Consider the following 12,200-nt stretch of genomic DNA (forward strand, 5'->3'; position numbering starts at 1 on the left):
TGGTCAATTTAATTGGAAAATAGTTCGTTTTCAGGTGCGCCGGCGTTCATAGACGACGTAGCGCGTGGCATAGCTGTCCTTCTCGCCGGCCGGCACCGCAAGCGCCTCCCCTGCCTGCCAGACGTCGGGATCGATCGCAGGGAACGCCGCATCCCCTTCGAGGTCGGCCTCGACATGGGTGATGCACATCCGGTCGGCAAAGCCGATCGCCTGCGCGTAGACCTGCCCACCGCCGACGATGCAGATCTCGTCGACACCAGTTTCAAGCGCCAATTTTTCGGCGGCCGTCAGGGCCTCGGGCAGCGAATGCGCCACGGTGATATCCGGATGATCTATCGCCGCGTGCCGCGATATGACGATGTTCGGCCGCCCCGGCAACGGCTTGCCGATCGAATCGTAGGTCTTGCGGCCCATCACGACAGGCTTGCCCAGCGTCAGCGCCTTGAAACGCTTGAGGTCACTCGAAAGCCGCCACGGCATATCGCCGTCGCGGCCGATAATGCCGTTGCGGGAAACGGCGACGATGATGGTCTTGCGGATGTCGGCCATGAAATGTCTCCGATCAGACGGCGATCGGCGCCTTGATATTGGCCTCAGCCTCATAACCGACCAGCTCGAAATCCTCGAATGTGAACCCGAAGATATCCTTCACATCGGGGTTGATGCGCATGAAGGGCAGCGGCTTCGGCTGGCGCGTCAGCTGCAGCTTCGCCTGGTCGAAATGGTTGTGGTAGAGGTGGGCGTCGCCGAGCGTGTGGACGAAATCGCCGGGCTTCAGCCCCGTCACCTGTGCCACCATCATCGTCAGAAGCGCATAGGAAGCGATGTTGAACGGCACGCCAAGGAAAATATCGGCCGAGCGCTGGTAGAGCTGGCAGGAAAGCTTGCCGTCGGCCACGTAGAACTGGAACAGACAATGGCAGGGCGGCAGCGCCATCTGGTCCACTTCGGCCGGGTTCCAGGCCGAGACGATGTGGCGGCGCGAATTCGGATTGTTGACGATGCCTTTGACGAGATTGGCGATCTGGTCGATGTGGCCGCCGTCGGGCGCCGGCCAGGAACGCCACTGGGCACCGTAGACCGGTCCGAGATCGCCGTTTTCGTCGGCCCATTCGTCCCAGATGGAAACGCCGTTCTCCTTGAGGTAGCCGATATTGGTCTCGCCCTTCAGGAACCACAGCAGCTCGTGGATGATCGAGCGCAGATGCAGCTTCTTCGTGGTGAGGACGGGAAAGCCCTCCGCGAGGTCGAAGCGCATCTGGTACCCGAAGACCGAGCGCGTGCCGGTGCCGGTGCGGTCGCCCCGGTCGGAGCCCTTTTCCATCACGTGGTCGAGGAGATCGAGATATTGCTTCATGTCGCGCTGATTCCGTTTCCCCAATTCTAAGTCTTCGGCGACGGGAAGCCAGCCCCTTGCGCGTTTTCCCGCATTTTCTGCCGGGGGAGATAAAGCTTTTGTGACGTTTGCCCTTTCCTTGGGCAGCGGAAATCACTATATCAACCCTGCCGGCTTTCGGGCCGGCTATGGCGATAAATGAGCGGTGTAATAAACCTATTGGACCCGGGGGCGGTACCCGGCGCCTCCACCAAAAACCGGCGGCCTCGAAGGCCGGCTTTTGATGGGGGCGAAACAGGATCGACAAGGGTGTAAAGATCGACTTTTCGCTCGGCATTGTACCGCCGTTATCGGGCTAAAATTGTAGTTGCAAACGACAACTATGCGGAAGCTCGTCTCGCTGCTTAATCGCGGTGTGACACTTCAATCAAAGTCCTAGTGGTTCGCACCTCTAGGCGGGGTCCGAAGGCACCTGGCAACAGAAGCCTTCACCTTCTCCCTCAGACTGAAATCATGTATGCTGATCTTTAGCGTGACTCGGCTCCGGACTTTCCCAAGGCGCCTGAACGTGCCATATACCTTGTGAAAAGACTTCAGAACCGACGAAAGACAGGAAAAGCATGGGGCAGGATCATATCCGCTACGACATTCTGGCGCAGGATGCACTTCGCGGCGTCATCCGCAAGGTTTTGGCGGAGGTAGCAACGACGGGCCGTCTGCCCGGCGACCATCACTTCTTCATCACCTTCCTCACGGGCGCCGCCGGCGTGCGCATCTCGCAGCACCTGAAGTCCAAGTATCCCGAGCAGATGACCATCGTCATCCAGCATCAGTTCTGGGATCTGAAGATCACCGAGACGCATTTCGAAATCGGACTTTCCTTCTCGGATGTTCCCGAGAAGCTGGTCATCCCGTTCAATGCCATCCGCGGCTTCTACGATCCCTCCGTCAATTTCGAGCTCGAATTCGACGTGCCGCTCGCCGACGGCGAGGAACTGCCATCAGGCGAAATCACCGCCTATCCCGTCGATGCGGCCGGAAAGCCCGATGATGGCGCGGCAAAGCCTGCCGACGGCGAGGAGAAGAAACCGGGCTCCGTCGTCTCGCTCGACTCCTTCCGCAAGAAGCAGTGATCTCAAAGGGAGGCCAGGCCTCCCTTTTTTCATAAGGTTCAGCCACCACATGAGCGCCGAAATCGTCAATCTGCGCCAGTTCCGCAAGAAGCAGGTCCGCTCCGAAAAGGAGAAGCAGGCCGAGCAGAACCGCATCTCCTTCGGCCGCACCAAGGCCGAGAAGCAGCTCACCCGCGCCCTGAACGAGAAGGCCGACAAGGCCCATCGCGGCGGCCGGATCGAGACCGATGACGACGGCGCCTGACGGCTCACCTAAAGCTTGAAGAGCCGGAATGGATTCCGCGATCAGCCACTTATGCGGTTTCCTTGAATCGATCCGTCAATATCCAACCGGGATGTGAAGCCGCTTCATGATCCGTAAGCATTCGGCGACATTGCACGGCCATCGCACCAGCTTCTCGCTGGAGGACGAGTTCTGGGCCGATCTGAAGACGATCGCCGAAAACCGTTCAATGCCGCTCGCCGCCCTGATTTCCGAGATCGATGACCACCGCGCGCCGCACAGCAACCTCTCCTCGGCACTGCGGCTCTACGTGCTCGCCTGGGCGAAGGACGGCAGCGGCCGAGAGCCGTGAGCGACAGCCCTTGCGAAAACAAGGGCCTGAAACCTGTCACCTGAATTAGCTTCCCAGCTGCGCTGTTACTGAGCCTGAACGCCGGGCACCTGGTCGAAATTGAGTGAACCGGGCGGCAACTGGCTGGCGCGCCGCGCCGCTTCCGCCTCGGCGGCCGCCCTCTCGGCATCCGCCTTGGCTTTGGCTTCCGCCGCCGCGCGTGCGGCATCAGCCTCGGTGGCAGCTTTCTCCTGGGCTGCCTGCTGTGCCAGCATGCGCAGGCGTTCTTCCTCCGCCTGCCGCTGCCGCTCGATCTCCGCCGCCTTGACACGCTCGGCGTCGTTGAAGCGATAGAGTGCTGCCTCACGGCGCAGCCGCTGCTTTTCGAGCACGATCGCCTGCAGCCGCTCGACGCGGCGGCGCTCGCGCTCGAAGGCGCGCAGCGACAGATAGCTGGTGATATCGGTCACATCCATTGTCTTGCCGGGCGACGGCAGCATGCCGGAAAAGTTCAGCCCGAGTGCCGGGTCGGCGCCGGAAAGCGCTTCCGCACCCGGATTGAGCCCGACGCCGATCGTCGCGCTGATCCGCTCCTCCGGCAGCGCGATCTGCGCATCGGCCGTGATGCGGCCAAGATCGTTGGCAATGGCGACGTTCTGCACCCTCACCGTCCCGTCGGTGATGTTGAAGGGAATGCCGAGCGGCGGCAGCTTCGCCTCGCCGTTGCTGAGCAGCGTCTCGACGATCGGATGGACCTTGCCGGCGGTGATCTGCTCCTGCATCGTGTCGGTTGCGGCAAGCAGCGGCGGCAGGATGGCAAGGTTCAGCCCGCGTATGCTGGTCTCGCCGAGCTTCAGCTCGCCCGAGCCGTTGAGCGAGCTGGCGATCTCGCCGATCGTCTTGCCCGAAGCCTCCATCGACAGCGACAGGCCGAACTTGCCGTTGGCGATCGGCGCGCCGTCGCGCAGCCAGACGACGCCGGCAAGATCGGAATCGGCAAGCGAAAGCTTCGTCTGCAGGAAGCCGGTGCCGTCCGCATTGGTGAAGAGCAGGCTGCCGGAGAGCGCTCCGCCGTCCCAGTTGCCGGCCATGTCGTTAAGCTGCAGCTCGTCGCCCTTGTAGGCGACGTTGCTGGTGAAGTCGGAGACCGCCGTTTCCGGCAGGCCCGGCCAGAATTGCTTGGCCGAAAGCTTCAGGTTGACGTCGAGATCCTTGAAGACAGGCAGTCCGAGCGGCGCCTTCGTCAGAGCGCCGGTGGCGGGATCGACGATCTGGCCGAACACCGCTTCACCGAGCCAGCCGGCATCAGCCTTGGCAAGGGTCAGTTCGCCGCTTGCCGTCGTCTTTGCCGCCTTCCGGTCGAAGGTCAACGCGCCTGAAAATTCATTGTCGGCCGCATGGCCCTTGAGATCGGAGAAGACGATCTTGTCGCCGTCGACGGCGGCTTTGGCCTGCAGGCCGAAAGGCAGCCCTGCCCCGGTCTGCGGCAAGGCGATGCCGTTCATGATGAGATAGGGATCGATATCGGCGCTGTCGAGTGAAAGCGCGATCTTCCCGTTCATGAAGCTTTCCGGCCGGACGTCGACCTTGCCATTGGCGGTAAACGAGGTCCGGTCGGTGGCAAAGGTCAGCGCCGCTTCAGCGGGGTCGTTGCCCGATGCCTGAACTTTCAGCGTCAGGCGGCCATTGGCGCCGACATCGACGGGCAGCGGGTCGAGCCCGGCCTGGCCGAACAGGATCGACGGCACGGCATTTTCCAGCGTCGCCTCCAGGCTGGTCGTGCCGTTGCCCGTCAGCGCCAGCAGGTCGGACATGCGGTAGTCGAGATTGACGCGGCTGCCGTTCGACACGCCGGCAAGCGTCACCGTCAGCGCATTACCCTCATCGCCGCCGAGTGTGAGCGCGCCGCGCAGCGCCGTATTGCCGTACCAGCCGGCATTGCGCACCAGCCGGTCGAGCACCGGGTGATGCGGCAGGCGCTCGCGCAGCATGGTGAAGAAACCGCCGGGATCGGCCGATTTGAAGGTGATCTCGCCGGCGCCCTTATAATCGAGCAGCGAGCCTTCCGCCCTTCCCGTCGCCGTCAGCTCGGCTCCGGCAATATTCTTGATCGACAACCGGTCGACGGCAAGCGCGCCGTCGGCGATGGTAAATGTCGTTTCGACATTCTCGGCGCTGACGCCGAAGGCGTTGAATTTGTCGGCCTTGAGCTGGGCGGCGATCTTGTGGTCGAGCACGTTGTCGCCGGTATCCTGGCCGGTCAGCAATCCCGTCAGCGCCTGCAGGGCGTCGAGATCGAGCGTATCGCCGTTCAGCGCCACAGACAGCGTCGGCGTCTGGCCGGAGACCGCCTGCCGCTCCAGCCGTCCCTTCAGTGTCGCCGGGCCGATGGCGACCTCGAGATTTTCGAAACGCTGCAATTCGTGCGTCAGGCTGACATTGGCCGAAAAGCCCGCCTGTCGCAATTGCCGGATCGCCGGATCGACCGAGCCGGCAAGCCAGGAAGCAAGCCCGGTCGGCTGGCTGGAGGCCACCACGATCTGCCCGTTGAAAGAGGGCTCGCCCTTGAGCAGAAGCTTGCCCTTGCCTTCCACCTGGGTGCGGCCCGGCAGCGTACCGGTGGCACTGTCGATCATCCAGCCGGTCCCGGCGGGCTCAAGCTCCAGCTGCACGTCGCGCAGCGTCGTGTCGCCGGCAACGATCGCCGGCAGCTTGACGCTCGCCTTTCCCGGCACCTGCGGGATCGGCACCTGGCCGACGATATCGATCAGCGAGCTCAGCCGCTGGCGCGCCGAAACCGCCGCATCGCGCGTCGTCTTGCCCGATGCGCCCTGATTGGCGATGCGGTTGACGTCGATCTGCTGCCCGTCGGCGGTCAGCAGGAATTCCGGCGCATTGCCGGTATCGAGCGTTGCCTCGCCTGTTATGACATAGGGATCGTCGGTCGGCCCGATCTCCATACGGTATTCGGGGATGCGGATGCGCTCGTTGGTGAGCTCGAAGCGGCCCTTGGCGCGCGGTGGCTGAATACGTTTGTCGGCGGGCTTGGCCGCGTTGCCGTCTTCGATCGCCGCCGAAAGCTGGCCCTGGTAATTCGGCTTGCTATCGACGAGCTTCAACTCACCGTCGAGATCGATGGTGACAGGGTGCTTGTCCGGCGAGAGCTTCGTGCGCATGCGCAGCGCACCCTTCTCGTCGGGCTGGCTGCTGGAGATGGAGAAGCTTCCATGCTCGCCGTCGAGCGCCGCGTCACCCTCGATACGCCAGGGGCCGGCCAGCGATTTCGCCGACATTTCGGCATTGAGGCCTGTGATATGGCGCGAGCGTCCCGACTGGTCGTCGATGAACTCCACTTCGCCGCCGCTGACATGCACGTTTTCGAGAACGACGGTCTTTGCCGGTATTTCCGGACGGCTGCCGCGCATCCAGTCGAGCGTGCCGTCTTTCAGCAATCTCAAGCGCACCTTCGGATTGACGACGCGCATGTCGAAGATCAGCGCCTCGCCCGACAGGAAAGGCGCAAGCTCGGCATCCATGGAGAACTGCTCGACCTTGACGATCGGCGTGCCGTCCGCCTCCTGGCCGACGCGCACGTCATGCAGCGTAACGGAAGGAAAGGGCAAGAGGCGCGCATCCACCGTGCCATGGACGGTGACCTTCTTGCCGATGATGCGGCTTGCCTGGTCCTCGAAATTCTTGCGGAAATCCGTCCAGTCGATGAACAGCGGCGCAAGCAGCGCCACAAAGAGCGCCGCGACGATCACTCCCCCCAGAAAGACGAGGAACCGGCCTACCAATGCAAGGATTCTCCATTCGGAATTCTGTTGCCGACACTAGAGCATGGTGCCGAAAAGTGTGAGCGGTTTTCGGGCGACATCATGCTCTAGCTCTTTAATGAAGAACGGGATTCGGGGGCAAGCCCAAGTTCATGAGAATCTTCCGTTTTCAGCCATGGTGGAAAATCTTGCCGGGATTGAAGATATCGTCCGGATCGAGCGCCTGTTTCACCTGTCGCATCAGATCCACCGTACCGCCGAGTTCCTGCTCCAGGAACGCCATCTTGCCCTGCCCGATCCCATGTTCGCCGGTGCATGTTCCATCCATGTCGAGCGCCCGGCGGCTGAGCCGCTCGACGAAGCTCTCGGCCTTGGCGATGTCCTCGGCGCTCTTGTCGTCGAACAGCAGCAGCACGTGGAAATTCCCGTCGCCGGCATGGCCGACGATCGGGCCGAGCAGGCCGTGTTCCTCGATATCCGCCTGCGTTTCTGAAACGCAATCGGCAAGTCTCGATATCGGAACACAAACATCGGTCGAAAGTGCGGCAAGCCCGGGCGCCAGCCCCCGGGCCGCCCAATAGGCGTCGTGGCGCGCCTTCCAGAGCTTCGTGCGCTCCTCGGCATTAGCGGTCCACAGAAATTCGCCGCCGCCGCATTCCGCCGCGATTTCAGCGAAGGCGGCCGATTGCAGCGGCACCGTCTCGTCGGTGCCGTGGAACTCGAGGAAGAGCGTCGGGCTTTCGGCATAGGAAAGCCCGGAATAGGCATTGCAGGCCCGCATCTGCACGGTGTCCAGCAGCTCAATGCGCGCCACCGGGATGCCCATCTGGATCGTCATGATGACGGCATCGCAGGCGGCCTTGATGCTCGGGAAGGCACAGGCCCCGCCAGCGATCTTCTGCGGGATCGCCTGCAGGCGCAGCGTCACCGAGGTCAGGATGCCGAGCGTGCCCTCGGCGCCGACCAAAAGCCGCGTCATGTCATAGCCGGCCGAGGATTTGCGAGCGCGCCGGGCGGTGCGGATCTCCTCGCCATTGGCGGTAACCACGGTGACGGCAAGCACATTGTCCTTCATCGTCCCGTAGCGCACGGCATTGGTGCCGGAGGCCCGCGTCGAGGCCATGCCGCCGATCGAGGCGTTGGCGCCGGGGTCGATCGGGAAGAAGAGGCCGGTATCGCGCAGGTGGATATTCAGCGCCTCGCGTGTCACCCCCGGCTCGACGGTGCAGTCGAGATCTTCGGGATTGACTTCGAGCACCCGGTTCATGCGGCTGAAATCGATCGAAATCCCGCCATTGGCGGCGTTGACCTGGCCCTCAAGCGACGTGCCGACGCCGAAGCCGATCACCGGCACCTTGTGGGCGGCGCAGACCTTGACCGCGGCCTTCACATCCTCGGCGCTCTCCGCAAAAAGCACGCCGTCGGGCAACTGCGATGGAATGTAGGTCGTCGTATGGGCATGCTGCGCCCGGAAGGACTGGCCGGTCTGGAAGCGCTCGCCGAAGCTCTGCTTGAGAATGCCGAGCACGGCCGATATCCCCGCCTCGTTGCGTATGCCGGCCTTCGCGTCCTTCAGCGCCATCCCTTTGATCTCCCTGCCATTCCGTGGATACATATCCTCTTTCGCAGATAGGCCGGGTATGCGGCAAGTCAAAGCGGCTGTCCAGTTAAGATTGGCAGAAGATTTCATTCCCCCTTTGTTATAGGCGCCCCCGCCCTTTCAGGGCGCACGGCCCGTCCGTTGGCCGGTCATGCCCTTTTTTAGAACATGCCTATTGACAAGTCACAGCCGATGCCGCTCGATATGCAAATCCAATAAACAAGACATGTGTCCAATATATTGGATTAAGATATGAGCGTTCAAACAAGGGGAACCATCATGACCGTCTCGCTCCGCGCCAGCGCGCTTTCGCTGGCAACCGCTCTCGTTCTTTCCGCCATGCCCGCCGCCGCCCAGCAGGCCAAGAGCAAGCTCGACGAAGTGCTGGCTCGCGGCCATCTCGTCATGGGAACCGGCAGCACCAATGCGCCGTGGCACTTCAAGAGCGCGGATGACAAGCTTCAGGGCTTCGACATCGATATGGGCCATATCGTCGCCAAGGCGCTATTCGGCGATCCTGACAAGATCGAGTTCGTCAACCAGTCGTCCGATGCCCGCATCCCCAACATCACCACCGACAAGGTCGATATTACCTGCCAGTTCATGACCGTGACCGGCGAGCGCGCGCAGCAGATCGCCTTCACCATCCCCTACTACCGCGAAGGCGTCGGCCTGATGCTGAAGTCCGACGGCAAATATGCCGATTATGCCGCGCTGAAGGCCGCCGGCTCGTCCGTCACGATCTCGGTGCTGCAGAACGTCTATGCCGAGACCATGGTGCATGCGGCCTTGCCGGAGGCGACCGTCGACCAGTACGAATCCGTCGACCTGATCTATCAGGCACTGGAATCCGGCCGCGCCGACGCCGTGGCGACCGACCAGTCGTCGCTCGCCTGGTACATGACGCAGAACCCCGGCCGCTATAAGGATGCCGGCTACGGCTGGAACCCGCAAACCTATGCCTGCGGCGTCAAGCGCGGCGATCAGGATTGGCTGAACTTCGTCAACACCGCCCTGCATGAGGCCATGACCGGCGTCGAATTCGACTTCTACGCCAAGTCGTTCAAGACCTGGTTCGGCAAGGATCTGACGCCGCCCCAGATCGGCTTCCCGGTCGAATACAAGTAAGGTCGCCTGGGACGGCAGGGGCCTCCGGAGAATGTTCTCCCCTCCGGAGGTCTCTTCCGCCCGTTCTTCACCCTTGATTGCAGGATTGCGCCATGGGTTATACGCTCAATTTCGCCGCCGTCTGGCGCAGCTTCGACCAGTTGCTCGAAGGTTTGCTGCTCAGCCTAGGCCTGGCTTTCATTTCCATCCTCATCGGCGCTGCGATCGGCCTCTTCGTTGCCTTTGCGCTGACGTCGAAAAGCCGATGGCTGCAGCGCCCCGCCGCGCTCTACGTCACGATCATCCGCAACCTGCCGATCCTCGTTCTCGTTCTCTTCGCCTTCTTCGCGCTGCCGCAGCTAGGCATCAGGATCGGCAAGATCCAGAGCTTCGTCGCGGTGCTGTCGATCTATTCCGGCGCTTATCTCGCCGAAGTGTTCCGTGCCGGCCTGCTCTCCATTCCGAAAGGCCTGACGGAAGCGGGACTCGCGATCGGCCTGACGCCGATGCAGATCCGCGTCTCGATCATCACGCCGCTGATGCTGCGCAACGTTCTGCCGTCGCTCTCCTCGACCATCATCTCGCTGTTCAAGGATACGTCGCTTGCCGCCGCCATCGCGGTGCCGGAGCTGACGTTCGAGGCGAGGAAGATCAACGTGGAAACCTTCCGCGTCATCGAAACCTGGATCGTCGCCTCCGGCCTCTATGTCGTAACCTGTTCCGTGCTCGCCGCGCTGATGCGCGTCGTCGAGCGCCGGCTTGCCGTTCCGAGGTGATGTCATGACCGGATTTATTGCTTTTCTCGATCAGCTCTGGATCGCCCGCTTCGTCATCCTCAAGGGGCTCGGCGTCACGGTCTCGATCTCGCTGCTGGCGATCGTCATCGGGTCGCTGCTCGGCGTGCTCGTCGGGCTCGCGCTCGTCTACGGCAACCCAGTGCTGCGCCTGATCGTGCGGGCCTATACCGATTTCATCCGGGGAACGCCGGTTCTGGTGCTGGTGCTGGCGAGCTATTACGTGCTTTCCACCGTCGGCATCGAGCTCGGCCCGTTCCAGGCCGGCGTGCTCGCTCTTGCGGTCTTCTGCTCGTCGCATGTGGGCGAGATCGTTCGCGGCGGCCTGCAGGCGATCCCGAGAGGCCAGACCGAAGCGGCGAAAGCGATCGGCCTCACCTTCAATCAGACCTTCGCCTATGTGCTCTGGCCGCAGGCGCTGCGCCAGTTCCTGCCCGCCTGGGTCAATACGGCGGCCGAAATGGTCAAGGCATCGACGCTGCTTTCGGTCATCGGCGTCGCCGAGCTGCTGCTGCGCACGCAGGAGATCATCTCGCGCAATTTCCTGAGCCTCCAGTTCTATTTCTTCGCGGGGCTTCTCTACTTCGTCATCAATTACGGCATCGAGCGCCTCGGCAAATATGTCGAGCGCAAGACGGTCGTTCCATCGTGAGGGCTCGGTCATGAGCAAGGTACTTCTCGAAATTCAGGGGCTTCACAAGCAATATGGGCCCGTCGAGGTGTTGAAAGGCGTCGATTGCATCATGCAGCAGGGAGAGGTGATCTCGATCATCGGCTCCTCCGGCTCCGGCAAAACGACGATGCTGCGCTGCATCAACATGCTCGAGGACTTCCAGGGCGGGCACATCCGGCTCGACGGCGAAGAGATCGGTTACGACGAGTCCGGCGGCGTACGCCGGCGCAAGAGCGAGAAGGAAATCGCCCGCCAGCGGGCGCTGACCGGCATGGCCTTCCAGCAGTTCAATCTCTTTCCGCATATGACCGCCGCCCGCAATGTCATGCTCGGCCTCGTCAAGGTGAAGAAGATGCCGCGCGACGAAGCGCGCGCCGTCGCCGAGAAGTGGCTCGACCGCGTGGGTCTGGAATCGCGCGCCGACCACTATCCCGGCCAGCTCTCCGGCGGCCAGCAGCAGCGCGTCGCCATTGCCCGCGCCATCGCCATGAACCCGCGGCTGATGCTGTTCGACGAAGTCACCTCGGCGCTCGATCCCGAGCTTGTGGGCGAGGTCCTGCAGGTCATCAAGGGGCTTGCCGCCGACGGCATGAGCATGCTGCTCGTCACGCACGAAATGCGCTTCGCCTACGAGGTCTCCTCTCGCGTGATCTTCATGAACAAGGGCGTGATCTGCGAGGAAGGCAATCCAAAGGAGATGTTCGTGCAGCCGAAGACGCAGCGTCTCGCGGAATTCCTGAAAACGTCAAGCTTCAACTAATGGGCAGTTTCAACCGACGGGACGGCGCGAGCGCGCCGTCGCTTTCCAAGCAAAAAGAAGAAAGAGAGATCCCATGACGATCAAGCGTTATGGCGCCGGGGAAACCGGTGCCGGTGGACAGCCCCTGCCCTTCGCGCGCGCCGTAGAGGCCGGCGGCTGGCTTCACGTATCCGGCCAGGTGCCGATGGAAAAGGGCGAGATCATCGACGGCGGCATCGTTCTCCAGACCCGCAAGGCCATCGAAAACCTGATCGCCATCCTGCACGAGGCTGGCTACGGGGTCGAGGACGTGGTGTGCGTCGGCGTCTGGCTGGACGACCCGCGTGATTTCTGGAGCTTCAACGGCGTCTATGCCGAATATTTCGGAAGGAACCCGCCGGCCCGCGCCTGCGTCCAGTCGCGGATGATGGTCGATTGCAAGGTCGAGGTCGACTGCGTCGCGTACCGGGCCGACAGGAACTGAGCTC

At 62.4% G+C, this 12,200-nt stretch carries 12 protein-coding genes and 1 other RNA gene; 9 read left to right on the forward strand and 4 right to left on the reverse strand.

The window, feature by feature from the left end:
* Window positions 1–30: 30 nt before the first annotated feature.
* Both NE852_RS14640 and NE852_RS14645 read right to left on the reverse strand, forming a co-directional pair.
* Complete coding sequence (locus NE852_RS14640; RefSeq protein WP_008536666.1) at window positions 31–549, reverse strand: dihydrofolate reductase; 519 nt, start codon at window positions 547–549, stop codon at window positions 31–33.
* A gap of 13 nt (window positions 550–562) precedes the next feature.
* A complete protein-coding gene (locus NE852_RS14645; protein ID WP_008536667.1) occupies window positions 563–1,357 on the reverse strand; it encodes a thymidylate synthase in 795 nt (264 codons plus the stop codon).
* A 109-nt stretch (window positions 1,358–1,466) separates the two neighbouring features.
* On the opposite strand from NE852_RS14645, the gene ssrA reads away from it, so the two are divergent.
* The 4 genes from ssrA (at window position 1,467) to NE852_RS14665 (ending at window position 3,044) form a co-directional block, all read left to right on the forward strand.
* Window positions 1,467–1,829, forward strand: a transfer-messenger RNA (tmRNA) gene (ssrA, locus tag NE852_RS14650).
* 127 nt (window positions 1,830–1,956) lie between these two features.
* Window positions 1,957–2,469, forward strand: coding sequence for an SspB family protein (locus tag NE852_RS14655; protein WP_008531269.1), 513 nt, complete (start codon window positions 1,957–1,959; stop codon window positions 2,467–2,469).
* A 49-nt stretch (window positions 2,470–2,518) separates the two neighbouring features.
* A complete protein-coding gene (locus NE852_RS14660; RefSeq protein WP_008531267.1) occupies window positions 2,519–2,713 on the forward strand; it encodes a DUF4169 family protein in 195 nt (64 codons plus the stop codon).
* A gap of 106 nt (window positions 2,714–2,819) precedes the next feature.
* Window positions 2,820–3,044: a ribbon-helix-helix domain-containing protein gene (locus tag NE852_RS14665; RefSeq protein ID WP_008531265.1), complete on the forward strand. Its 225-nt coding sequence runs from the start codon at window positions 2,820–2,822 to the stop codon at window positions 3,042–3,044.
* A 65-nt stretch (window positions 3,045–3,109) separates the two neighbouring features.
* On the opposite strand, the gene NE852_RS14670 is transcribed toward NE852_RS14665, so the two are convergent.
* Both NE852_RS14670 and NE852_RS14675 read right to left on the reverse strand, forming a co-directional pair.
* A complete protein-coding gene (locus NE852_RS14670) occupies window positions 3,110–6,820 on the reverse strand; it encodes an AsmA-like C-terminal region-containing protein (RefSeq protein ID WP_008531263.1) in 3,711 nt (1,236 codons plus the stop codon).
* Between the two features lie 148 nt (window positions 6,821–6,968).
* Window positions 6,969–8,381 carry an FAD-binding oxidoreductase gene (locus NE852_RS14675; RefSeq protein ID WP_008531262.1) on the reverse strand — a complete coding sequence of 471 codons (1,413 nt, stop codon included), beginning with the start codon at window positions 8,379–8,381 and terminating at the stop codon, window positions 6,969–6,971.
* A 297-nt stretch (window positions 8,382–8,678) separates the two neighbouring features.
* Here NE852_RS14675 and NE852_RS14680 point away from each other — a divergent pair, with 297 nt between their 5' ends.
* The 5 genes from NE852_RS14680 (at window position 8,679) to NE852_RS14700 (ending at window position 12,196) form a co-directional block, all read left to right on the forward strand.
* A complete protein-coding gene (locus tag NE852_RS14680; RefSeq protein ID WP_008531261.1) occupies window positions 8,679–9,527 on the forward strand; it encodes a transporter substrate-binding domain-containing protein in 849 nt (282 codons plus the stop codon).
* Between the two features lie 92 nt (window positions 9,528–9,619).
* Window positions 9,620–10,282: an amino acid ABC transporter permease gene (locus NE852_RS14685; protein ID WP_008531260.1), complete on the forward strand. Its 663-nt coding sequence runs from the start codon at window positions 9,620–9,622 to the stop codon at window positions 10,280–10,282.
* A 4-nt stretch (window positions 10,283–10,286) separates the two neighbouring features.
* Entirely contained in the window at window positions 10,287–10,952 is a 666-nt protein-coding gene (locus NE852_RS14690; protein WP_008531259.1) for an amino acid ABC transporter permease, read from the forward strand.
* 10 nt (window positions 10,953–10,962) lie between these two features.
* Complete coding sequence (locus NE852_RS14695; protein WP_258155766.1) at window positions 10,963–11,733, forward strand: amino acid ABC transporter ATP-binding protein; 771 nt, start codon at window positions 10,963–10,965, stop codon at window positions 11,731–11,733.
* Window positions 11,734–11,806: 73 nt separating this feature from the next.
* A complete protein-coding gene (locus NE852_RS14700) occupies window positions 11,807–12,196 on the forward strand; it encodes a RidA family protein (RefSeq protein WP_008531253.1) in 390 nt (129 codons plus the stop codon).
* Window positions 12,197–12,200 lie beyond the last annotated feature (4 nt).

Origin of the sequence: Rhizobium sp. Pop5 (assembly GCF_024721175.1) — a bacterium.
Lineage (GTDB): Bacteria > Pseudomonadota > Alphaproteobacteria > Rhizobiales > Rhizobiaceae > Rhizobium.